Raw genomic sequence first — 25,102 nt, 5'->3', positions numbered from 1 at the left:
TGCGGATCCGCCCTCGGGTGTATTCCGGGATGAGAACCTTCTCGACGAATGTGTCCAACCGATGCAGGTAAATGTTGGAGAGCACGGGCGAAACCTTACGCCTCCAACGCAGTTGGCAGCTTCTGTTTCGGTGCCACGCTGAGCTATCGGCGGTTGGAGCGGCCTCGCCGCGCTGGGAAGGCGCGGTGACATGTCGGGTAGTAGTTTTGTGGCATGGTTGGGAGGCGTTGCGGCGCTGCCGAATTCGGTTGCCGTGTCAATGCGGCAGTGGAGCTTCTGGACGCTGGCGCGTCGGCTGCCGAGGCGGCGAGCATGCTGGCGGATCGGTTCGATTGTTCGCAGCGGCAGGCCCGACGGTATGTGGATCGCGCTGCTGGCCGCGGCCCGGTGGTGGCGGCTGCCGAGGAGACGGTGGTGTTCACTGTCAAATTGCCTGCGCCGCTTGCGATCCGGGTGCGTGAACGCGCTCGGGACTCCGGGGGCACGCTCTCCGCCCTGGTGACGCGGGCGTTGACAGAGTTTCTGGTGCGGGGCCAGGCGCGGCCCCGGCTCTGGTGAGCAAGCGGCGGGTCGAGACGCAGTTCGTGTTCGACCGCCACGTGGCCGCGGATGTGTCGGTGGCCTACGAGATTTTGGTACCACAGCGACGGGCCCGCATTCCGCGGGCCGGTCAGGAAGGACGACCACCCCGTGACGAGCACGGTGATCTATGCCCGGGTGTCCTCGGCCCGGCAGAAGAAGAACGAGACGATCGGCTCGCAGATCGCGGCCCTGCGCGCGCACGCCGAACATCTCGGGCTCGAGGTGCCTGAGGAGTGGGTGTTTTGCGACGACGGGCACTCCGGTGCCACGCTGGTGCGCCCAGCGCTGGAGCGGCTGCGCGACCTGGTCGCCGGCATCGGGGTCGATGTGGTGCTGTGCTATTCGCCGGACCGGTTGGCCCGCAAGTTCGCCTACCAGGCGTTGCTGATCGAGGAGTTCACTCGCGCGGGCGCTCGTGTCGAGTTCATCAAGGGTCCGCGCGGCGATTCGCCGGAGGATCAGCTGCTGGTGCAGTTCCAGGGCATGTTCGCCGAATACGAGAAAGCCCAGATCATGGAACGATACCGGCGCGGCAAGACCCACCGCGCCAAGACCGGGTCGGTCAACGTGCTCTCCGGCGCCCCCTACGGCTACCGCTACATCCGCCGCAACGACCACAGCGGCGCCGTCTAGGAGATCGTCGAGCACGAGGCGAGGATGGTCGCAGAACTGTTCCGTCGTTACGCCGACGACGGCGCCTCACTCGCCGAGCTGACACGCTGGCTCACCGACGACCCGGCAACACCGACCCGGACCGGCAAACAGCGGTGGGACCGCTCGACGGTGTGGGGGATGCTGCGCAACCCCGCCTACGCGGGTCGGCCAGTGTTCGGCAAGACCATGGTCGTGCACGAATCGCCAGGCCTGAACAGGGCGGCACGGCTGGCCGGGCGCGAGACCCCGAAAGCCTCGAGGACCGTCGATCGGCCACGCGAGGACTGGACCGAGATCCCGGTCCCGGCGATCGTCACCGACGAAACCTTCGAACGGGTCGCGCAGCGACTGGCCGACAACAAACGGTTCGCCGCCCGCAACAGCAAGGATCCGTCGCTGCTGCAGGGCCTGGCCGCCTGCGCGGGCTGCGGATACGGCTACTACCGCACCTCGACTCGCACCACGAACAAGAAGATCTACTACTACCGATGCCTGGGCTCGGACGACTACCGCTACGAAGGCGGCCGGGTCTGCGCCAACAAGCCGGTCCGCGCGGACTATCTCGACACCGTCGTCTGGGACCACATCACCGCGCTGATGGCCGACCCGCAGCTGATCCGCACCGAGATCGACAAACGATTGCAGACCGCGAAGACCTCCGATCCCGTTGTCGCGCAACGCAAACGGCTCGACACAGCGCTGGCCAAGGCACGCTCTGGCATCGCCGCGATGATCGAAGCGTTCGGAGAACAACTGATCACCATCGACGAGCTGCGCGCCCGAATGCCCGACCTGCGGGCACGAGAAGCCAACCTACGCAACCAGATCGATGCGCTCGACGGACAGCTCGCCGACCGCCACGCCTACCTCGCCCCCGCCGCGGACCTGCATGGATTTCTCGCGCAACTGCACACCAACGCAGAAACCGCGACCGTCGACGAACGCAGGCGCGTACTGAAGCTGCTGGTCAAAGATGTCCTCATCGGACCGGAAAAGATCACTATCCGCCACCGCATCCCCATCCGCGAACGCACCAACGGCGATACCCCGGCCACTGGCACCGACCAGGAGGGCGAACATTGCCAACTGCGTTGGAGGCGTACTCTCGCCGTTGTTGTCGAATCTGTTCATGCACTACGCTTTCGATGCTTGGCTGGATCGAGAGTTTCCGACGATCAGGTTCGAGCGATACTGCGACGACGCCGTAATCCATTGCGCCAGTGAGAAGCAAGCGGAGTTCGTCCGTGCTTCGATCGGGCGCAGGTTGGGGCAGTTCGGTCTGAGTCTGCACCCGGACAAGACCCGGATCGTGTATTGCAAACAGGAGGGTCGCGACCTGGATTTCCCGGTCACAATGTTCACCTTCCTCGGGTTCACGTTCCGGCGCCGGGCGGCTCGGCTGCGGGACGGGAGGCTGAAGTCCGGTTTCCTGCCCTCGGTCAGCAAGCAGGCGAAGAAGTCCATGGCCAGGACCATTCGGAACTGGCAATTGGGTCGCTGGACCGCGCTGAGCTTCAAGGAGATCGCCGCGATGATCAACCCCGTTGTCGCGGGCTGGATCAACTACTACGGGCGCTTCTACAAGTCCGAGCTGATCCGATTCCTGGAGCGGCAGATCAACCCGTTTCTCGTGAAATGGGCGATGAGGAAGTATAAACGGTTTCGCCGTGCGAGCCGGAAAGCTCGGAAACAACTCGCCGAGATCGCTTCGGTTTATCCGGGCATGTTCGCGCACTGGAAGCACGGCGCATTGCCAACCGGCTCAACAGCGGGAGCCGTGTGAAGGGAGACTTTCAAGCACGGTTCTGAGAGCGGCGGCGGATGAGATTCCCGCCGCCGACTCACCTGACCCGCATAGGCTCGTGCGACCGAGTACTCGAACTCCCGCTCGACAAAGGTCAGGGCGGTATGGCGATCCGGTATGCGCTGACCTGAAGTACTGCAGCCCAAGGCAATTGCTCACGTGTACGGAGCCTTTTTCATCCTCGGGAGGCGTGAAGTTCGCGGTTTTGGAGCGTGTGGATGGCCTTGGCCAGTAACCCGGCCTTGTAGGGCAGCGGCGTGGCTTGTCCAGCACCTTCCAGGGCTTCAGCTGTGCGATGGTGCGTTCGCCGCGGCAGCCCAGTTTCGCGTGGGCTCGATTGGCCTGCTTCTGCGATTCCGGCGTATTGCGCCCCTTGCAGAGGCTGTTGCCGAATTGGCGGCGGGTGGGGTTGTGCTGCTGGTGGTGGTGGTGATGTCGTGCTTGGCCGGGGCCGGTCGGCCCCGCTGTCAGGCGGTGGTGGTGTGGGTGATGTATCGCATGAGGTTGGTGGCGGTGGCGGCGAGTTTCAGTTCGGCGGCGCAGGCGGCCAGGCCGCGACGGGAGAATCGTGAGAGTCCGCGGCGGTCTTTGAGGTGGCCGTTGACGGGTTCGGTGAGTGCGCCTCTGCGGCGGTATATCTGTTGTCCTGCAGTGGTTTTCAGTATGTCGGCGATGGCGGTGAAGACAGGGTCGGTGTAGGTGCAGGGACCGTCGCCGGGGTGGTCGCCGCGTTGGTGGCGGTCGGTGACCACAGCGATGAGCCGGTCGGGCCCGGGGGTGGTTTCGGGGTCGATATTGGCTGCTGAGCAGTAGCCGTTGTCGGCGGTCACGACACCGATCACCCGGGGATACCCGGCAGCACCTACGGTGGCCAACTCGGCTGCGGCAGCGTCGAGCATCGGCGCGAACTGGTGGTGGTCGACGGGCGCGTCGGTGAGATCGCAGGCGACAATCACATGATCCTCGGAAACGAGCAGTTGCGCGTTGTAGCCCTGGATGAATCCCTTGCGGGTCTTCATGATCCGCGATTGCACATCGGTGAGATTGCGTTTCTTGGCCGGTTCCTTGGCGCGCTTGACCTCCAGTGCCGCCCGCGCGCGCGTCACGCGGGCGGCCGCGCGCGCCAGGTGCTTGTTGTGCTCGGGCGCGACCCGCTTACTACCGGGGCGGGGTTTCCCGCCGGCGGCCAGGCGGGCCTGCTCGGCCCGCCAGGCGGTGGTGATCTGCTCGTGCAACCGGTCGTAACCGCGTTGCACGGTGTCGAGGCGCCGTTGCGAAAACCGCATGGCCTTCGACGGTTTCTCCCGGTGTTCGGCCTCGATCGAAGCCAGAGCCGCGGCGATGGTAGCGCGCCGCCGCGTCGCACGCATCGACGCCGGTGTGGCGTCGTCACCGGTGTCGGCGTGGTCCTCGGCCGCATCACAGGCCGCGGCCTCGGCGACGATCCCGGCCGCAGTCGTCTCGGCCATCTTCGCCAACGTGTCCTCGGTGCGGTTGGCGAAGATGCTCGCGTTCGCCGCGATCTTGGTGCCGTCCAGGGCGACCGTCCCCACCCTCACCATGCCAGCCCGCGCGCACACCAACAGCACCTGTGAGAACAGCCCGGTGAACGCGCCCTCATGCTCGGCGCGGAACCGCGCGATCACCGTGTGATCGGGAATATCACCGGCGCACACGATCCGATACGCCACATCGGTGTGGCAGGCCCGCTCGATCCCCCGCGACGAGCGTTGCCCGACACAGTAGGCATACAACAACAGCGCCACCAGCATGTCCGGGTCGTAACCCCGCTGTCCGGCAACCGAATTCGACGTCGCACGCCGCGCCCGGCGGTGATGGAACCCCGAGGTGTCCAGCACCGCCACCACGTCCAGCAACTGCCACACCAGATGATCGGCATCCAGCCACTCCCGCATATCCGGCGGCAGCAGAAACTGCTGATCCCGATCCACCGGCCGATACGACTTCGCCACCTCCCAAGCCTCCTCGAGACCAGAAAACGACACGCCGAATTCGGCAACAGCCTCTGTAGGGGGTGAGAAGGCCGTCGACACCGTGATAGCCCTTGTCCACCAACACGATCAGCCCACAGCGTTGCAGATTGCGCGCGATCTGTCAGATCCAGGCAGCCTTCGTATCGTGCATGCTGCCGGGCAACGCGCCGGACACTCACACGACGTCTCCGCCGGGCATCGCGATGACCTGCACGTTCATGCCGTGGTGGCGGTGCTTGTCCGAGTAGTAGGGCCGGTTGGCGGCCACCCGATCGATCGGAATCAGCGTGCCATCGAGGATCAGATACGCACCCGGTCCTTACTCGCCTGCCGCAGCGCGGCCTGCGGCTTCGATGCGCGTGCCGCCAGCAACTCCACGTTCTCGATGAGCGCCACGCGGTCGTCGTCGAAACCTCGAATCCCGCCCCGAGATCGGCGTAGGTTTCGGCTATGCGCAGATGGGCCAGGGTGAGCAAGGCTTGGTGGCCTGGGTCGAGCTTGCGCCAGGCCGAGCGATCGCGCGGAGATGCCGGCGGATCAGCTCAGCGACGAAGTGCAGGGTCTGGCGTGACAACGGCAGCGCGGAGCGGTAGAACAGCAATGGAAGCCCTTGGGGTGCAGCTTGTTTTGGTCGACAGTGTTCCTGCCAAAGGCTTCCTCGTATCAAACGGAGGGGCTTCGTATCCAGTTCTGTTGCCTACCAACATCATCCAGCCGGGATGAAAATCGATCACGGCTCGTGAGGTAGTCATATCGACAGCTCTCCAACGGCTTTCCATTGCGATAGGGGAGCGCTGGCAGCATTGCGTGCTCTCCGCGGCAGTGGACGACGTGCAGTAAGGCGGCTCATCAGCGTCGCGTTCAGGTGGAGTCGAACCGACCTATTCGCGGTCGGCAACAGTGAGCCATTTTCATCCCTGGTGGATGGCGTTGTGGCAGTTGATGTTTGGTGCGGCGTGTCGGGTGATCGATAGGTGAAGCCCCTGGTAGATCGGGATTGCTGAGATCACCGTCCGACCAGGGGCTTCTGTGTTGTTCTACCGTTGCGCGCTGTCGTTGTCACGCCGGACCCTCCACTTCGTCGCGCGGCTGATCCGCCGGCACCGCCGCTCGATCGGTTCGGCCTGGCGCAAGCTCGACCCGTCCCGCCAGGCCCTGCTCGTGCTGGCTCACCTGCGTAAAGGTGAGACTTTCGGCGACCTCGGGGCAGGATTCGAGGTGTCGACGACCACCGCGTGGCGCTATGTCGCCGAGACCGTGGAGTTGCTCGCGGCACAAGCGCCGACGCTGCGAGCAGCCCTGCGGCAGGCCAGGATCGACGGACGCGCCTACCTGATTCTCGACGGCACGCTGATCCCGATCGACCGGGTGGCCGCGGACCGGCCCTACTACTCGGGCAAGCACCGCAGGCACGGGATGAACATCCAGGTCATCGCCACACCCGACGGAGATATCGTGTGGGTGTCGGGCGCGTTGCCCGGCAGTGTGCACGACAGCAAGGCCGCGTGGATCTGGCAGATCCTGCGCGAACTCGAGTGCTGTGGGCTGATCATGTTGGCGGACAAGGGATATCACGGCGTCGATGGGTTGCTCACGCCGTACAAGGGGCGCGGCAAACCGGCATCACAGAAGAACGCCAACCGTGCGCACGCGCGGCTGCGAGGCCGCGGCGAACGCGCCAACGCGCAGCTGAAGACCTGGAAGGTACTGCACAAACTACGCTGCTGCCCGCACAAGGCCGGTCCCCTGGCCAAGGCATCCACGTCTTGCAGGACCTCGAGATTCAGTCCGCACAAGGATGAAAAAGGCTCAGTGCTTTGAATGGCTACGGGTTCTGGTGTATCGGAGTGCGATTGCATTTGCTGATGGGTGACGAGTCGAAACGCCTATCGGTTTCGTTGATCACGCTGATTCTTATTCTCCGCAATCTTCATCGGTTATCCAATGCTTGCTGCTGTCCGCGTGTTCGACAGTAGAAAGCAGGACGCAACACATGCGCATCAAGAAAGTCGCCGGCACCGCAGTACTGGTCAGTGCGGTACTGGCTGCGGCGACCGGGACAGCCGGCGCCGCCCCTGGTCATGCCGACGAAGGCGCCGTCGCCTACAACGCGACGGCGACCGATACCACGACGACCATCACGACCGATTCGGGTTCGCTGGTGGTGGAGAACAATGTCTTCAAGGTGAAAGCCGCCAACGGCGCCACACTGGCCGGAACCGAATTGTCGTTCCGGGTGGATGATTTCGTCTTCCCGATCGCCGCCGAGATCAAGGACCGCACCGCGACCCTCACTCCGCAATTCGATGTGTCCCACGCGGTGTACCAACCGGTGGCCCTGCCGTACGAGGATCAGGCACCGTTCAAGACGCCGTACGACCGTGAACAGGCGGCGTGGAATCGTATGGTCACCACGATCAGCACCGGTGCGACGATCGGCACCGCGGTCGGCGGCCTGGCGGGGGCCGCGATCGGCTGCGTGATCGGCGGCGCGGTGGGCGGCACCCTGACCGGTGCTCTCACCGCCCTTTTCGGTGCGCTGCCCGCGGCCATCGGCGGCTGCATCGGCGGCGTCGCCGTGGTCGGATTCATCGGAACCGTGATCGGTCAGCTGTTCATCACCGCGCCGGTGGCGATCATCGCTGCGGCACAGTACTTCACGACCATCAACGCGCCGTTCACGCCGGCCAAGTAGGTCTTCGTTCTCGCCCGCCGGCGAGCGCTCGCGGTCCGTCGGTCTCCGGCCCGAGGGACCGGGGGCGAAAGCCCGCGGACCGGCGCGAACCCGGTTCAGGCCACGCCGCGCAGCCCGCCGCGGGAGATCGAGCGGTAGTGGGCGGTGATGGCCTCGACCGCGATGCTCTCGATATGAGCCTCGAGCCCGCGCCGGGTGACCAGCCGGACATCGATCGCACCCACCTCCGGCAGTTCGCCGACCGAGGTGAGATCACCCGGCGCCGCGGACAGGAACGGCAGCAGCGCGACACCCAGGCCCGCCTTCGCCGCGGCCAGCAGTCCGTCGAGGTTGCCGGATTCCGCGGTCACCGAGACTTCATAACCGAGTTCGCCGAGGGCGTGGACGGCCCGGCGGCGCAGTCCGCACGGTTCGGCGAAGGCGACCAGCGAGATCGGCCCCGGCGCGGGCGGCAGCTGCCAGCTCTGCGCGGCGAACCACTGCAGATCGAGCAGGCCGACCTCGGTCCCGACCGGTTCGGCGGTGTTGCCGCCCAGCACGACCACCAGGTCCAGGACGCCTTTGATCACGGCATCGGTCAGTGCGGTGGATCGGTCGATCCGGAAGTGCAGGCTCGCCTCCGGGTAGATGGTGCGCAGCACGCCGAGTAGATCGGTGAGCAGACCGTCGGCCGCGTGCTCGGTGGAGCCGATGCTGATCTGCGGCCGCGGCGATTCGGCGAACCGGGCCAGGACCCGGTCCTGGGCCGCGAGCAGCCGCCGAGCCTCGACCACCAGTCGCTCACCCTCCGGCGTGAAACGTGAAGTGCGACCGTACTTTTCGACGAGCGTGCACTTCAGGCGCCGTTCCAGCATCCGGATGTGCTGGCTGACGGTGGGCTGGCTCAGGTGTAACGCGTCGGCCGCGCGCCGGAAGCCGCCGGTATCGGCGATGGTCACGAGTGTGCGCAAGTGCAGCAAATCCAGCGGATCAGGCATGCCGTACAGTCACCTTCGGGTTGGTCGACGCTGGAGGACCATCTAACCCGGGTTCGAATCAGCATGCCGCCCTTTGAATCTCCGAGATTGCAATGAATTTCTGCTCGGTGTCTGATATTCAGCCGCACGCGACCTCGGCCAATCGATCGGACTTCCGGATGACTCCATATCGGCGATGACCATCGAGTTCTGAAACACCCTGTAGCACAGCATGATTCGAGCGCATGCAGGTGATGTGACCTCCGCCACCTCCGGTTGTTGGTTCGTCAATTCGAATCGCACAATGGCTTCACATGGAGCGTTCCGGGTGGGGTGATGCTCGAATTTTCTCCGGATCAAAAGGAGAGCTGATCTGCTGTGAATGATTTTCGATATGCGGGGTTTTCCCGGGCTGTCGCGATCGTCGGTGTGTCGTGCCGGTTGCCGGGAGCGAACAATCCCGGTGAATTCTGGAATCTCCTGAAATCGGCCGGAAGTTCGCTCGGAGTGCCCGCCCGGACGCGCTCGGCGGCGGGTGGTGACGTGGCGGGCCTGATCGGCGGCTTCCTCGAGCAGGTCGACCAGTTCGATGCCCCGTTCTTCGGCATCTCGCCGGCCGAGGCGCGGCTGATGGACCCGCGGCAACGCCTGCTGCTCGAATTGGCCTGGGAGGCAGCCGAAGACGCGAACATCCCGATCACCGACCTCAGGGATTCCGCGACCGGGGTCTTCGCGGCGGCGATGGCCGCGGATTACGCCGAGCTGGTGCGGGACGGCGGGGAGGCCGCGCTCACCAGGCACACCCTCACCGGCCTGAGCCGCGGTGCGCTCGCCAATCGTCTCTCCTACACCTTCGGCCTGCGCGGTGCGAGCTTCACGGTCGACTCCGGTCAGTCGTCGGGATTGACCGCCGTTCATCTTGCGTGTACGAGTCTGGCTGCGGGCGAATCGGACTCGGCCTTCGTGGCTGCGGTGAACCTGAATCTCACCCGTGCGGGCACGCTGACCGCCGAGCGCTTCGGCGGCGTCTCCCCGACGGGCCGGGCGTCGGTGTTCGACGCGGGCCGCGACGGGTATGTGCGAGGTGAAGGGGCGGTGGTGTTTCTGCTGAAGCCGCTGGATCGCGCTGTCGCGGAACAGGATCGGATCCATGCGGTGATCCGGTCCACCGCGGTGACGAATGACGGCGGCGGCCGGTCGTTCACGGTGCCCACCGCCGCCGGGCAGTCTGCGGCCATCCTGCGGTCTCTGGAGCGGGCCGGGATCGGCCCCGGTGATCTGCAGTATGTGGAACTGCACGGCACCGGGACCCGCGCCGGAGATCCGATCGAGGCGGCGGCGCTGGCCGAGACCCTCGGCCGCGCGCGCCCGGCGGACGACCCGCTGTTGGTCGGGTCGGTCAAGCCCACCGTCGGCCACCTCGAGGGCGCGGCAGGGCTGGCCGGTCTGCTGAAGGCGGTGCTCAGCCTCCGGCATCGCGAGCTGCCCGCAACCCTCGGGCACGAGAACCCGGATCCCGCATTGGATCTGGCGGCGTCGAACCTGCGAGTGGTGACCGCGTCGCGCCCGTGGCCGCACCCCGACCGCACCCTGGTGGCCGGTGTCAGTTCGTTCGGCATGGGCGGGACGAACGCGCACGTGATCGTCGAGCAGGCGCCGGCCGGCGCGGGGGAGTGGCGGGAGCCGGGCGCCGATGAGCGATCGGTGCGGCCGGGCACGCTCGTGGAAGGCGTACTGCCGTTCGTGGTGTCGGCCGATTCGAGCCGCGCACTGCGTGCTCAGGGTGCGCGACTGGCCGGGTTCGCGGCGGACGTCGAGCCCGAGCCGGTGGCGCTGGCTTCCGGCTTGATTCGCGATCGGGTCGAATTCGTCACCCGCGCAGTGATGTTGGCCGATGATCGTTCTGCTCTGGTGGCCGGACTGACCGCATTGTCGGAGGGACGCACGGTGGCCGGGCTCGTGACCGGGTCGGGCACGCGCGGCGCCGTGGGTGTCGTGTTCGGGGGGCAGGGAAGTCAGCGGGCCGGCGCGGGGCGGCAGTTGTACGAGCGGTTCCCGGTCTTCCGTGCGTCCTTCGACGCGTCGGTGGCACTGCTGGACGGGTATCTCGGTGCGGAGGTCGACTTCTCGGTGCGCGCCGTCGCCTTCGGCGAGCCGGGCGCCGAAGGGTTGATCGATCGGACGATCTACACCCAGCCGGTGATCTTCGCGGTGGAGGTGGCGCTGTATCGGCTGCTCGAGTCGTGGGGGATCGAAGTCTCTGGGGTGGCCGGGCATTCGATCGGCGGAGTGGTCGCCGCTCACGTGGCCGGTGTGCTCTCCCACCCGGACGCCGCGCGCCTGGTGGCGGCGCGGAGCCGGTTGATGGGCTCGCTGCCCGTCGGTGGCGCGATGGTGGCGGTCGAGGCCGCCGAGGTGGAGGTGCGCGCCGCGATCGAGGCCGCCGGACAGTCCGGCGTCGTGGCGGTGGCCGCGGTGAACGGCCCTCGGGCGGTGGTGATCTCGGGCCCGGACATCGAGGTCTCGACGCTCGCCCGGACCCTGGAGGAATCGGGGCGGCGGGTGAAGCGCCTGACGGTGTCGCATGCCTTCCACTCCGCGGCGATGGACCCGATTCTCGCGGATTTCGAGGCTGCGCTCGCCGGATTGTCCTTCACCGCACCGGAGTTGACGTTGGTGTCCGATGCGACCGGCACCCGGCTCACCGCGGCGGAGGCGTTGGGCCCGCAGTATTGGTCCGGCCATCTGCGCGGCACCGTGCGCTTCGCCGACGTCGTAGGTACCTTGCGTGCCGACGGCATCGGCGTGTTCCTGGAACTGAGCGCGGATGCCGTCCTGGCTCCGATGGTGACGGCCATGCTGCCGGATCTCACGCAGGCCGTCGCGACGGCCGCCCTCCGCAGGGACCGTGATGAGGTTGCCGGACTCTTGACCGCGGCCGCCGTGGTCTACACGAATGGGCACCGGGTGGACTGGACCGCACTGATACCACCCGCGGTGCGTATCGATCTGCCCACCTATCCCTTCCAACGCGAGCGGTACTGGGTGGATACGCCTGCCCACTCCGCTGTGCGCGCCAATGCCGTTCAGTCCGAGGCGGATTCCGCGCGGGCTCCCGTGCCGGTCGATCAGGCTGCGCCGCGGGCGGTATCGGTCGCCGAGACTGTACTCGGGGCGACCGCCGCGGTGCTGGGCTACACCGACGCACAACAGGTCGACATCGGCAGCACCTACCGGGATCTCGGCCTGGATTCCCTGGGCGCGGGTGAGTTGTCCACGCTGCTGACCAGGGAGCTCGGTATCGCGGTGGTCCCGACCGTCGTCTACGACTACCCGACCCCCTCGGCCCTCGCTGCCCACCTCGACGACCGGTTGTGGGCGAGCGCAGGATCTCGGGCCGAGGATCCGGCCGGTATCACACCGGCACCGGGCCGACCCGTCGACGCCGCTGAGCCCATCGCCATCGTGGCGGTGAGCGGACGGTTTCCCGGTGGACACGGTTCCCCCGAAGAACTCTGGGACCTGCTCGCAGCCGGCGGCGAGGCGATCGGCGACCTCCCGGCCGACCGGGGCTGGGACCTGGACGCCCTCGCCACCGTCATCGGGCAACCCGGCCGGCGCGGCGGATTCCTCGGTGAGGCAGCTGATTTCGATGCCGAGTTCTTCGGTATCTCACCGCGCGAGGCGGTCGCGATGGACCCCCAGCAGCGGCTGGTCCTCGAGTCGGTGTGGGAGCTGTTCGAGCGTGCGGGCATCGTCGTGGACTCGCTCCATGGCAGTCGTACCGCGGTGTATCTGGGCGCGAGTCCTTCGGAGTACGGTCCACGCCTGCACGAAATAAGCGGCGCGGCAGCCGGATTCGGCCTGACCGGAACCGCGCCGTCCGTGCTGTCGGGCCGGGTGGCCTACACCTTCGGGCTGGCCGGGCCCGCGCTCACCGTGGACACGGCCTGCTCGTCCTCGCTGGTGGCCCTGCACCTGGCGGTTCGCGCACTGCGTGCGGGGGAGGCGGATCTCGCGATCGCCGGCGGGGTGACGGTCATGGCCGGTCCCGGCATGTTCACCGAATTCGCCCGGCAGGGTGGACTGGCCGCGGACGGCCGGTGCAAGGCCTTCGGCGCCGCCGCCGACGGTACCGGCTGGTCCGAGGCGGTGAGTCTGGTGCTGGTGGAACGGCTCTCGCAGGCGCGCCGGCTCGGGCACGAGGTGCTGGCCGTGGTGCGCGGCAGCGCGATCAACCAGGACGGCGCGTCCAACGGCCTGACCGCACCCAACGGGCCCGCCCAGCAGCGGGTGATCCGTGCGGCGCTCGCCGACGCGGGACTGACGGCCGCCGACGTGGATCTGATCGAAGCGCACGGCACCGGAACAGCGCTCGGCGACCCGATCGAGGCCCAGGCCCTCCAGGAGGTGTACGGACAGGACCGCACCGCGCCGGTGTGGTTGGGTTCGCTCAAGTCGAACATCGGCCACACCCAGGCCGCCGCCGGCATCGCCGGCGTCGCGAAAACGGTTCTGGCGCTGCGGAATCAGCTGATTCCTGCCACTCTGCACGCCGAACCGGCCTCCCCGCTCGTGGATTGGCAGGCCGGGGCGCTGCGTCCGGTCGTCGAGCCCCGGCCGTGGGCGCGTGGTCCCCGGCTCCGGCGCGCGGCGGTGTCATCGTTCGGGATCAGCGGCACCAATGCGCACGTGATCATCGAGGAAGCGCCCGACGTACCGGTCGCCGACTCGGCCCCGGGCACGGTGGAGCCCTTGCCGTTCGTGCTGTCGGGCCGGACTCCGGCCGCTCTGCGCGCGCAGGCGGACCGTCTCGCCGCGCACGCCGGCGGGACGGGTGCGCTCGCTACGACGGCCGTGGCGTCGTCCCTGATTCGGCATCGGGCCACGTTTGCCGCCCGCGCCGTGGTGATCGCAGACGGTGACGCGTCCTTGCGCACCGGACTGGGCGCTCTCGCCGGACATGGCACGGCACCGAACGTCATCCGCGGGCCGGACTCCGCACACGGTGCGCTGGGCGTGGTGTTCGGTGGACAGGGGAGCCAGCGTGCCGGAGCCGGAAGGCAGTTGTCCCAGCGGTTTCCGGTGTTCCGCGAGTCCTTCGATGCCGCTGTGGCGCTGTTGGACCGGTATCTCGGTGCGGCGGTCGATTTCCCGGTCCGTGCGGTGGCCTTCGGCGAACCCGGTACCGAGGGGCTGATCGACCGGACGATCTACACCCAGTCCGTGGTGTTCGCGGTGGAAGTCGCGCTCTACCGGCTCTGGGAGTCCTGGGGCGTCGAAGTGGCGGCCGTGGCAGGGCATTCGATCGGCGGGGTGGTGGCCGCGCACGTCGCGGGCGTGCTCTCGCTCGAGGACGCCGCGCGGCTGGTGGCGGCCCGCGCCCGCCTGATGGACGGGCTGCCCGCCGGCGGCGCCATGGTGGCGGTGGAGGCCGCCGAGGATGAGGTGCGGGCGGCGATCGCCACCGCCGAAGCGGCGGCCACGGTCTCGGTCGCCGCTGTGAACGGTCCCCGCGCGGTGGTGATCTCGGGCCCCGAGGGCATCGTGTCGGAGGTGTCGGGCGGCCTGTCGGCGGTGGGCCGGCGGGTGAAACGGCTGGCGGTGTCGCACGCCTTCCATTCCGCGGCAATGGATCCCGTGCTCGACGAGTTCCGCGAGGTGGTCGCGAGCCTGACGTTCGCGGCCGCCACCGGTCCGCGCATCGTGTCCGACCACACGGGCTGCGAGGCGACCGGCGCGGAACTCGCCGACCCCGAATATTGGGTCCGCCATCTGCGCGGCACCGTGCGCTTCGCCGACGCGGCGCGCACGCTGGCGGCGACCGGGATCGGGCTGGTCGTCGAACTGGGCGCGGACGCCGTGCTGGCCCCGGCCCTGGCGAGCACGCTCGACGGCGTCACCGTGCTCTCCGCGCTGCGCCGCGACCGTGACGAGACCACGAGCCTGCTGACGGCCGCTGCCACCGTGTTCACCCACGGACATCGCGTGGACTGGTCCGCGATCGTGCCGGAAGCCGGTCGGGTCGCCTTGCCCACCTACGCCTTTCAGCGTGAGCGGTACTGGACCGACGCACCGCGCGCGGAAGCCGGTCGCACTCCCGGCGAGTGGGTGTACCGCGTCCGATGGGAGCCTTTCACACCCGCCACTGCGATATCGGGCGACGATTCCACCTGGGTGCTGGTAACCCCCGGCAACGGCGCGGCCGACGGCTGGGCCGCTGCCCTGCGCGAAGCGCTCGACGGCGTTCGGCTCGCCGAGCTGCGGATCAGTCCTTCGACCACCACGAGATCCGCGCTGACCGCGGCCCTGGCCGATGTGCCCGGCGAGACCCTGACGGTGGTGTCCCTGCTGCCATTCGCGGCACGTGCCACCGGCCCGGTGTTCGACCTCGATATCGCCGCCGCCACGACGGCGCTCACCCAAGCCTCGGCCGCCACCCCACGAGTCACCGCCTTCGCGGTGCTGACCAGCGAAGCGTTCGCCCTCGACACCGAGGACCTCGCGCCGAACACCGACGCGGTCGCCGCGGACGTCCATCCCGCAGGAGCGTGGCATGCCGCTTTCACCGCCGCCGCGGCCACCGAGGGCGGCCTGGGCGCGGGCGCGGTCTTCGATGTGCCCGCCGAATCCGGCACCCGCGCCGCGGATCAGGTCGTCGGCGCACTCCGGAACACCGGCGGCGAGCGCGAATTCGCGATACGCGCCGGCCGGATCTGGGTGAAGCGGTTGCGGCCGGGCAGTCTTCGCGCCGGCGGCCGCTGGCGCCCGACCGGGACGGTGCTGATCACCGGCGGGACCGGCGCGCTGGGCGGCCAGATCGCGCGCCGCCTGGCCCGCAACGGGGTCACCGATCTGCTGCTGGTCAGCAGGAGCGGGCCCCAGGCCCCCGGCGCGGCGGAGCTGATCGCCGAATTGTCCGCTGCCGGAGCACATCCGGTGGTGGCGGCCTGCGACGTCGGAGATCGGAGCGCGCTGGCGGCCCTGCTGGCGAGCATCTCGGACGATCGGCCGCTCACGGACGTGGTGCACGCCGCCGCGCTGCTCGACGACGGTCTGGTGGACAGCCTCGACCGCGAGCGCATCGAACGGGTGCACCGGGTGAAGGTGGGCGCGGCGCTGTACCTGCACGAGCTGACCCGCGACTGCGAGCTGTCCTCGTTCGTGCTCTTCTCCTCGGTCACCGGCGTGATTCCGGCACCGGGGCAGGCGAATTACGCGCCCGGCAACGCGGTCCTCGGCGCACTGGCTGCACACCGTCGCCACCTGGGCCTGCCCGCCACCGCGATCGCGTGGGGACACTGGGCGGGCGCGGGAATCGGGGGCGCGGCCGCCGGGCAACTGCGGCGCGGAGGGCTGCGGCCGATGAATCTCGCGCCGGCGCTCACCGCCCTCGAGCACGCCGTGACGGGCGGCGAGACCGAGATCGTTGTCGCCGACATCGATTGGGCGGCAGCCGATCCGATCCACGCCCGGCTGCTGACCGATCTGCTGCCTGCCGCCGAGCCCGCGGCCGCCCCGGCCGGGCTCGCAGAACAGCTCGGCGACGTGGACGATGCCGAGCGCCGCCGCCGGGTGCACGTCCTGGTGCGGGAGGAGACCGCGGCGGCGCTGGGCCACACCGATCCGCACGCCGTCGACGACGATCGCGGACTGCGCGATCAGGGGTTCACCTCGCTGTCGTCGGTCGAGTTGCGTAACAGCCTGCGCCGGCGCACCGGGTTGGATCTGCCCGCCACACTGGTTTTCGACCATCCCACGGTCACTGCCCTGACGGCGTTCATCGCCGATCGGATCGTCCCGGCGCGACCCCCTTTGCTCGACGTCCTGCTCGGTGACCTCGAGCGCGTGGCCGCGGGGCTGGCCGCGACCGGACTCTCGGCCGCCGATCGCGCGATCGCGCTCGACCGCCTGCACGGCCTGGCCAGCGAATCCGGCGGCGCGGCAACCGATCCCGACGCCACTCCCGCCCTGTCCGAGTCCGCCTCCGACGCCGATCTCATCGACTTCATCGGCTCCGAGCTCGGCATCTCCTGAACCGCCCGCGAATCGTGAAAGGCTCCGCTGTGAACGCTGTCGACGACGCCACTGGCGACGACAAGATCCGGCACCTGCTGCGCCGGGTGAGCGAGGAACTGTACAAGACCCGGCAACAGCTGCAGGAGGTCACCGCCGCGCAGCAGGAACCGATCGCCATCGTGGCGATCGGCTGCCGATTCCCCGGCGGGGCCGACACCCCCGAACAGTTCTGGGAGCTGCTCGCCGAGGGTCGTGACGTGCTCACCGAATTCCCCGCCGACCGCGGCTGGGAACTGGCCGGCCTGTACCACCCGGACCCCGACCATCCAGGGACCGCCTATACCCGACACGGCGGATTTCTCGACGGCGCGGCCGATTTCGATCCGGCCTTCTTCGGCATCTCCCGGCGGGAGGCGCTGGCCATGGACCCGCAGCAGCGGCTGCTGCTGCACACCACTTGGGAGGCATTCGAACGCGCGGGCATCGATCCACGCACCCTGCGCGGCACCCGCACCGGCGTGTATGTCGGCACCAACGGGCAGGACTACGTCAGCGGTCCGGGACGGGTGCCCGCCGGCGTCGAGGGGTACCTGGTCACCGGGACCGCGGCGAGCGTGCTGTCCGGCCGGATCGCCTACACCCTCGGCTTCGAGGGACCCGCGCTCACCGTCGACACCGCGTGCTCGTCGTCCCTGGTGGCGCTGCACCTGGCGGTGCGGGCGCTGCGGGCGGGCGAGGTGGATTTCGCCGTCGCGGGCGGCGCGACCGTCATGTCGACTCCGGCGATCTTCGTCGAGTTCTCCCGGCAGCGCGGGTTGTCGGTGGACGGCCGCTGCAAGGCCTTCGCCGACGGCGCGGATGGCACGGGCTGGGGCGAAGGCGCGGGAGTGCTGCTGGTGGAACGGCTTTCGGATGCCCGGCGGCACGGCCACGAAGTCCTGGCGGTCATCCGGGGCAGCGCGGTGAACCAGGACGGCGCGTCCAACGGCCTGACCGCGCCCAATGGACCCGCCCAGCAGCAGGTGATCCGGGAGGCGTTAGCCGACGCCGGGGTGAGCGCCGCCGAGGTGGACGCGGTCGAGGCCCACGGCACCGGCACCGAACTGGGCGATCCGATCGAGGCTCAGGCGCTGCTGGCGACCTACGGCCGCCACCGGGCCGAACCGCTGCTGCTCGGCGCCGTGAAATCCAATATCGGGCACACTCAGGCCGCGGCGGGCGTGGCCGGGGTCATCAAGATGGTGCTGGCGCTGCGCCACGAGGTGCTGCCGGCCACGCTGCACGTGGAAAAGCCCTCCGCGCTGGTGGATTGGAGCGCCGGACAGGTCGAGCTGGTGACGCGGTCACGGCCGTGGCAGTCCGGGGGCAGGCCACTGCGGGCGGGGGTATCCGCCTTCGGAGTGTCCGGGACCAATGCCCATCTGATTCTCGAACAGGCACCGGCAGGCGATCCGGCGGCGGAGCCCGAGACGCCTGCGACGACAGCCCCCGCGGCGACTCCGACGACGGAGTCCGCAGTGGCACAACAGGAATCGATCGAGCGAATCCTGCCCTTCGTGATCTCGGGGACCTCGGCCGGCGCACTGCAGGCCCAGGCGGCCGCACTGGCGCACCACCTTTCCGGCGTGGCCGATGAGGACCTCGCCCCGATCGCGTCCGCGCTGATTCGCGACCGCGTCAGCTTCGGGACGCGCGCGGTGGTCGCGGCCGGTGATCGCGCGAGCCTGATCGCCGCCTTGACGAGCCTGGCCGACGGCGCACCGGGCGCCGAGGTCACGGTCGCTGGGGAGGTCACCGGCGCGGTCGGGGTGGTGTTCGGCGGCCAGGGCAGCCAGCGTGCGGGTGCGGGACAGCTTCTCTACCAACGGTTCCCGGCGTTCCGGGCATCCTTCGACGCGTCGGTGGCCCTGCTGGACGAGAATCTCGGCACGGCGGTGCGGTTCTCGATCAAGGAGGTCGCCTTCGGCGCGCCGGGCACCGAGGGGCTGATCGATGACACCACCTACACCCAGCCGGTGATCTTCGCGGTCGAGGTCGCACTGTTCCGGCTGCTGGAATCGTGGGGCATCGAGATCGACGCGGTCGCCGGGCATTCCATCGGCGGTGTGGTGGCCGCGCACGTGGCGGGCGCGTTGTCGCTGGCCGACGCCACCCGCCTGGTGGCTGCCCGCGGCCGGTTGATGGGCGCGCTGCCACGCGGCGGCGCGATGGTCGCGGTCGAAGCCGCCGAGGACGAGGTCCGGGCGGTGATCGAACAGGCCGGCGTGCGGGAGGCGGTGTCGGTCGCCGCGATCAACGGCCCTCGGGCGGTGGTGATCTCGGGCGCGGAGCAGCCGGTGCTCGCACTGTCCGCACAGCTCGCCGGATCGGGCCGGCGGGTGAAGCGGCTCGTGGTCTCGCACGCCTTCCATTCGGCGGCAATGGATCCCGTGCTCGAAGACTTCGCCCGGGTGGTGGCGGAACTGACCGTCACCGAGCCCCTGGCGCGCACGCTCGTTTCCGATTCGACCGGCACGCCGGTGTCGGCCGCCGAATTGTCCGACCCCGCCTACTGGGTGCGTCACCTGCGCGGCACCGTGCGATTCGCGGACGCCGTCGGTGCGCTGCGGGCCGAGGGAGTCGGCGTCTTCCTCGAGCTCAGCGCGGATGCGGTTCTCACGCCGATGGTCTCCGCGGCCCTGGCCGAGGACGCGAACCCCTGGGTCGCGGTGGCTGCCCTGCGCACCGGACGGGACGAGATCACCACCGTGCTGTCCGCAGCGGCAGCCGCGCATGTCAACGGGCGCTCCGTGCGGTGGGCGGCGGTCGTTCCACCGGAACGGCGGATCACATTGCCCACCTATGCTTTCGGATACGAGCGCTTCTGGGCCACCGCCACCGCCGTCACCGAGGCCGGTCGGGGTGGGCATCCGCTGCTCGGCACCACGGTCCGGCTCGCCTCCGGCGACGGCGTCGTCGCGACCGGGCGGCTGTCGATCGAGAGTCAGCCCTGGCTGGCCGACCATGTGGTGTCCGGCCGGATCTACGTACCCGGGACCGCGCTCGCGGAACTGGCGCTGCACGTCGCCGACGCGGTGGGGGCCGACACGGTCGAGGAACTCGTGATCGAGACTCCGCTGGTCCTGGTCTCCGAGTCGGCTACCGAGGTGCAAGTCGGCGCGCACCGGGTCGGCGAGCACCACACTGTGGAGATCCACTCCCGCCCGGGCACCGACCCGCACGGCCCCTGGACGCGGCATGCCGTCGGGCGGCTGGAGGCGGCCGGGGTGCCGTCGATCGGGCCGATGCCGGCGTCGTGGCGCCCGGCCGACGCCGAGCGCGTCGATCTGACCGACGCCTACGAGCGGCTGCGGGCGGCGGGACTCGACTACGGCCCGAGCTTCCGGGCAGTCCGCGCGATCTGGCGGCGCGGACCTGTGCGCTACGCCGAGATCACGTTGCCGGAATCCGGAGCCGTGGATGCGGCGGGCTACGTGGTGCACCCGGCACTGTTCGACGCCGCGCTGCACCCGGTGGCCGTCACTGGCCAGGACAGCGTCGCCCCGCGCATCCCGTTCCTCTGGACCGGGTTCCGGGCACACGCCGTGGGGGCCACCACGCTGCGGGTGAGTTTCACCGTCACCGCCGAGGGTCTGCGCGATCTGGTCGCCACCGATGCCGCCGGTGAACCTGTGCTGTCCGTGGACACCTTGATCCTGCGCGCGTCACCGGGCGAGCCCACGCCGGTCCGGGACGGACTGTACGAACCCGTATGGGTGGAATACCCGCTGCCCGAGTCGAAACCGAGCGGGAACCACGTTGTCTGGGATTCGACGGGGCTCGAGGCGCCGGCGCACGGCGCGCTGGAGGTGCTGCGCGGCGCGGACACCGCCACGCGAATTCTGCTCACCCACAACGCGGTCGCGGTGCTCGACGGTGACCGGCCCGATCCGGTGGCCGCCCCCGTCTGGGGTCTGGCCCGGGTGGCGGCCACCGAACGCGCCGGCGCGGTCGCGGTGGTCGACACCGACGACACCCCGGCCTCGCGAGCAGTCCTCGACCGCGTGTTCGCGGCGGCTCCGGGCGAACCGCAGCTGGCGGTGCGAGCCGGCCGCGCGTTCGTCCCGCGGCTGGCGCACGCGGGCGCCGCCTCGGTCGCGCCACGGCCGTGGGATCCCCAGGGCACGGTCCTGGTGACCGGCGGCACCGGAGGACTCGGGGCGGTGCTGGCGCGACACCTGGTGCGCCGACACGGTGTCCGGCATCTGATCCTGGCCAGTCGCCGCGGGGCCGGTGCGCCCGGAGCCTCGGAACTGGCCGCGGAACTGCGCGGGCTCGGCGCGCAGGTGCTGGTGGTGTCGGCGGATCTGACCGATCGCGACACCGTCGCCCGGGTGCTGGCCGCCGTCACCCCGGAGCATCCCCTCACCGCGCTCGTGCACACCGCCGGAATCGTGGACGACGGTGTCCTCGACACGGTGACCGATGCGCGATTCGACGCGGTGCTGGCACCGAAACTCGGTGCGGCGCAGCTGCTCGACGAACTGACACGGGAACGCGGCCTCGCCGCCTTCGTGCTGTACTCCTCGGTCGCGGGGTTGCTCGGCACGGCCGGACAGGCGGCGTACGCCGCCGCCAACACCGGCCTGGACGCCCTGGCCGCCCGGCGGCGCGCCGACGGTCTGCCCGCGGTCTCGCTGGCCTGGGGCCTGTGGGCCGAAACCAGCGGTGTGACAGCCCATCTCACCGACGCCGATCGGGCCCGGCTGGCGCGGCAGGGCGTCCGGGCGCTGTCGGTCGACCATGGACTGGATCTGTTCGACGCCGCCGTCTTCCAGCGTGACAGCGCGCTGCTCGCACCGGCGTCCCTGGACCTGTCCGCCTTCACCCGGCCCGCCGCCTCGGTGCCGCCGCTGCTGCGCGGTCTGGTCCGGCCGCCGCGCCGGAGGGTGGAATCGGCTGTCCGCGAACAGGAATCGGGACTGTCCGGCGCGCTGAGCGGGCGTTCGGCCGCGGAACAGGAAGCCCTGCTGCTGGACGTGGTGCGCCGCGAAGCCGCCGTGGCCCTCGATCATCGCGACCCCACCGGCATTCGCGGCGACCGTGCCCTGACCGAACTCGGCCTGGATTCGCTGACCGCGGTGGAACTGCGCAACCGGCTCGCGGCCGCGACCGGTCTGCGCCTGCCCGCCACGCTGACCTTCGATCACCCGACCCCGCAGGCCATCGCGGAATTGCTGCGCAGCCGGTTGACCGGCGTGCCGGACGCCGGTCCGGACGCGGCCCGCACGCCGGACTCCGCCGACGACGATCCCATCGCCATCGTGGGCATGGCGCTACGCCTGCCCGGCGGCATCGAGACGCCCGACGCCCTGTGGCGACTGCTCGACACCGGCGGCGACGCCGTCACCGAATTCCCGGCCGATCGCGGCTGGGATCTCGAATCCCTCTACGACGCCGACCCGGACAACCCCGGCACGTCCTACACCCGGCACGGTGGATTCCTGGTGGACGCCGCCGACTTCGACGCGGGACTGTTCGGCATCTCGCCCCGGGAAGCCCTCGCCACCGACCCCCAGCAGCGCCTGCTGCTGGAGACCAGCTGGGAGGCGCTGGAGCGCGCCGGCATCGACCCGACCTCGTTGCGCGGCAGCCGAGCCGGGGTGTTCGCGGGCACCATGTACCACGACTACGCCCCGCACATCCAGGACGCCCCGGCCGATCTGGAGGGCTATCTGGTCAACGGCAGCGCCGGCAGCGTCGCGAGCGGCCGGATCGCCTACACCTTCGGCTTCGAGGGACCAGCGCTGAGTGTGGACACCGCCTGCTCGTCGTCGCTGGTGGCCCTGCACCTGGCGGCGCAGTCGCTGCGCTCGGGGGAGAGCGATCTGGCCTTGGCGGGCGGGGTGGCGATCATGGCCAGCCCGGCCACGTTCGTGGAGTTCTCGCGCCAGCGCGCATTGGCCGCCGACGGCCGGTGCAAGGCGTTCGCTGCCGCTGCGGACGGCACCGGCTGGGCCGAGGGCGTCAGCATGCTGGTGCTGGAAAGGCTTTCCGACGCACGACGATCCGGGCATCCGGTGCTGGCCGTGGTGCGCGGGTCGGCGGTCAACCAGGACGGCGCGTCCAGCGGGCTCACCGCGCCTAATGGTCCCGCCCAGCAGCGGGTGATCCGGCAGGCGCTGGCCAATGCGGGCCTGCGCGCCGCCGCGGTCGATGTGGTGGAGGCGCACGGGACCGGCACCCGGCTGGGCGACCCGATCGAGGCCGAGGCGATCATCGCCACCTATGGCGCGGAGCACGCACCGGAGCGGCCGCTGTGGCTGGGTTCGCTGAAGTCGAACGTGGGCCACACCCAGGCCGCGGCCGGCGGGGCGGGGATCATCAAAATGATTCTTGCACTGCGGAATCGGGTGCTGCCGCAGACCCTGCACATCGACGAGCCGTCGCCGCATGTGGACTGGTCGGCGGGCACCGTGCGCCTGCTCGCCGAGGCACGGTCCTGGGAGCCGGGGGATGCTCCCCGGCGGGCCGGCATCTCCTCGTTCGGGGTCAGCGGCACCAATGCCCACGTCATCATCGAGGAACCGCCGGCCCTCGAAGCGCCGGTCGCGCCTCCGGATCCGGACACCCCGCTGCTGTGGGCCCTGTCGGGGCACGATGCCGCCGCGCTGCGCGGGCAGGCGGTGGCGCTGGCGACCTACCTGCGCGCCCGGCCCGAGCTCGCCGCGGCGGATATCGCACGCACGCTGTGGGATTCGCGCGCCGCGCTGGCCGAGCGCGCGCTCATCGTCGGCACGGACGAGGCGGAGCTGTACGCGGGTCTCGAGGCGCTGGCCTCGGGTGCCGCGCTGCCCGCTCAGGTCGTCACCGGCAGCGCCGACCTGACCGGCCGGACCGTATTCGTGTTTCCCGGCCAGGGCGGTCAGTGGCCGGGCATGGCCGCCGAGTTGTACCGCACTACACCGGTTTTCGCGCGCCGGCTCGAAGCGTGCGCCGAGGCGCTGACGCCCTTCGTCGACTGGCCGGTGCTGGACGTCCTGCTCGGGCGCTCCGACATCGACGGCGACCGGGTGGATGTGGTGCAGCCCGCGCTGTGGGCGATCATGATCGCGCTCGCCGAGGTGTGGAGCGTTCACGGCGTGCGCCCGGACGCGGTCGTGGGTCATTCACAGGGTGAGATCGCCGCAGCCGTGGTCGCCGGGGCGCTCTCGCTCGACGATGGCGCACGCGTGGTGGCGTTGCGCAGCAAGGCGATCGCCGCCCACACCGGGCACGGAGCGATGGCGGCGGTGTCGTTGAGTGCGGCGGCCGCGGCCGAACTGGTTGCCGGCTACGGCGACCGGATCTCGGTGGCGGTGGTGAACTCGCCCACCTCGGTGGTGCTCTCCGGTGCGGTGGACGCGATGGAGGAGGTGCTGGCACGGCTCGACGCCGAGGGTGTGCGCAACCGGCGGGTCGCGGTCGATTACGCTTCGCATTCCGCGCAGATGCGCGAGCTGCGCGAGGCACTGCACGCCGAGCTCGCACCGGTGCGGCCCACGGCCGCGACCGTCCCCATGCTGTCGACCGTGTCGGCGGACTGGGTCGCCGGTCCGGAACTGACGGGCGAGTACTGGTACGAGAATCTCCGCAGCACAGTGCGATTCGAGGAGGCGACGCGCCGGCTGCTGGAGGGTGGGTATCGCGCCTTCGTCGAGATCGGGCCGCACCCGGTGCTGTCGTCGGTCCTCGAGGAGACCATCGGCGACGCGGGCACGACGGCCACGGCCGTGGTCGGGACGCTGCGCCGCGACGAGGGCGGCCCGCAGCGTTTCGCACTGTCGGTGGCCACCGCCGTGAGCCGTGGCCTCGCCGTCGACGGCGAGGCGGTGCTGGGCGGCCGGGGACAGCGGATCGAGCTGCCCACCTACGCCTTCCAGCGCAGCCGCTACTGGATCGACGCGGATCGCTCGGCTTCGCGCCGCGACGACCGTGCCGGGCGATCGGTGAGCGTCGTCGCGCAGGCCCCGGTTCCCGTTGTCCTCGACCGCTTCTCGGGCCTCGGTGAGACGGAGCGGCGAGGCGCGGTCCTCGAACTGGTGCGTGCCGAGACCGCGGCGGTGCTCAAACACGGGAGTGCCGCGGATGTTCCACCCACGCGGGCCTTCCGGGAACTGGGATTGGATTCGCTCACCGCGGTCGACCTGCGCAACCGCCTGCGCACCGCGACCGGGCTGGCCCTGCCGGCCACGCTCATTTTCGACCACCCGGCTCCCGAGGCGGTCGCCGACTACATCGCCACGGCTCTGCCCCGCGACGGCAGGGGTGACGAGCGTGGCGGTCCGATCGACGCCGACGAGGCCCTGCGGGCGCTGGAAGGACTGCTCACCGGCGACGACGCCGCGACCGACGAGTTCGCCCAGCGACTGCGTGCGCT

The 25,102-nt window shown here is 69.7% G+C and carries 10 protein-coding genes and 2 pseudogenes; 8 read left to right on the top strand and 4 right to left on the bottom strand.

The window, feature by feature from the left end; translation table 11 throughout:
- Window positions 1-267 precede the first annotated feature (267 nt).
- From ACWEKS_RS37055 to ACWEKS_RS37040, 4 genes are all read left to right on the top strand, one after another.
- Window positions 268-558 (top strand): hypothetical protein, encoded by a 291-nt coding sequence (locus ACWEKS_RS37055; RefSeq protein ID WP_452344414.1) that lies wholly within the window; start codon window positions 268-270, stop codon window positions 556-558.
- Between the two features lie 132 nt (window positions 559-690).
- A complete protein-coding gene (locus ACWEKS_RS37050) occupies window positions 691-1,215 on the top strand; it encodes a recombinase family protein (RefSeq protein WP_452344413.1) in 525 nt (174 codons plus the stop codon).
- Window positions 1,216-1,218: 3 nt separating this feature from the next.
- Window positions 1,219-2,460 carry a recombinase family protein gene (locus ACWEKS_RS37045; protein WP_452344416.1) on the top strand — a complete coding sequence of 414 codons (1,242 nt, stop codon included), beginning with the start codon at window positions 1,219-1,221 and terminating at the stop codon, window positions 2,458-2,460.
- Window positions 2,366-3,019, top strand: coding sequence for a group II intron maturase-specific domain-containing protein (locus tag ACWEKS_RS37040; RefSeq protein WP_452344412.1), 654 nt, complete (start codon window positions 2,366-2,368; stop codon window positions 3,017-3,019). Before ACWEKS_RS37045 ends, ACWEKS_RS37040 begins: the two co-directional genes overlap by 95 nt.
- 196 nt (window positions 3,020-3,215) lie before the next feature.
- On the opposite strand, the pseudogene ACWEKS_RS37035 reads toward ACWEKS_RS37040, so the two are convergent.
- The 3 genes and pseudogenes from ACWEKS_RS37035 to ACWEKS_RS37025 all read right to left on the bottom strand — a co-directional run.
- Window positions 3,216-3,415, bottom strand: a pseudogene (locus tag ACWEKS_RS37035) (IS5/IS1182 family transposase); the annotation flags it as partial.
- 92 nt (window positions 3,416-3,507) lie between these two features.
- A complete protein-coding gene (locus tag ACWEKS_RS37030) occupies window positions 3,508-5,013 on the bottom strand; it encodes a transposase (protein ID WP_452344411.1) in 1,506 nt (501 codons plus the stop codon).
- A 196-nt stretch (window positions 5,014-5,209) separates the two neighbouring features.
- On the bottom strand, window positions 5,210-5,320 hold the full coding sequence (locus ACWEKS_RS37025) for a hypothetical protein (protein WP_452344415.1): 111 nt from the start codon (window positions 5,318-5,320) through the stop codon (window positions 5,210-5,212).
- Window positions 5,321-6,063: 743 nt separating this feature from the next.
- Here ACWEKS_RS37025 and ACWEKS_RS37020 point away from each other — a divergent pair.
- Window positions 6,064-6,855 (top strand): transposase family protein, encoded by a 792-nt coding sequence (locus tag ACWEKS_RS37020; protein WP_452344410.1) that lies wholly within the window; start codon window positions 6,064-6,066, stop codon window positions 6,853-6,855.
- Between the two features lie 172 nt (window positions 6,856-7,027).
- Entirely contained in the window at window positions 7,028-7,729 is a 702-nt protein-coding gene (locus ACWEKS_RS37015; protein WP_452344409.1) for a hypothetical protein, read from the top strand.
- A 95-nt stretch (window positions 7,730-7,824) separates the two neighbouring features.
- On the opposite strand, the gene ACWEKS_RS37010 is transcribed toward ACWEKS_RS37015, so the two are convergent.
- Window positions 7,825-8,706: a LysR family transcriptional regulator gene (locus tag ACWEKS_RS37010; RefSeq protein ID WP_452344408.1), complete on the bottom strand. Its 882-nt coding sequence runs from the start codon at window positions 8,704-8,706 to the stop codon at window positions 7,825-7,827.
- 357 nt (window positions 8,707-9,063) lie between these two features.
- Between ACWEKS_RS37010 and ACWEKS_RS37005 the strand changes: the two genes are divergently transcribed.
- Together ACWEKS_RS37005 and ACWEKS_RS37000 are read left to right on the top strand one after the other, a co-directional pair.
- Window positions 9,064-16,722: an SDR family NAD(P)-dependent oxidoreductase gene (locus tag ACWEKS_RS37005; RefSeq protein ID WP_452344407.1), complete on the top strand. Its 7,659-nt coding sequence runs from the start codon at window positions 9,064-9,066 to the stop codon at window positions 16,720-16,722.
- A 29-nt stretch (window positions 16,723-16,751) separates the two neighbouring features.
- Window positions 16,752-24,974, top strand: a pseudogene (locus tag ACWEKS_RS37000) (type I polyketide synthase); the annotation flags it as partial.
- Window positions 24,975-25,102 lie beyond the last annotated feature (128 nt).

The sequence above is a fragment of the Nocardia sp. NPDC004711 genome, assembly GCF_053601595.1.
This window is presented reverse-complemented; position numbering and strand designations above follow the sequence as displayed.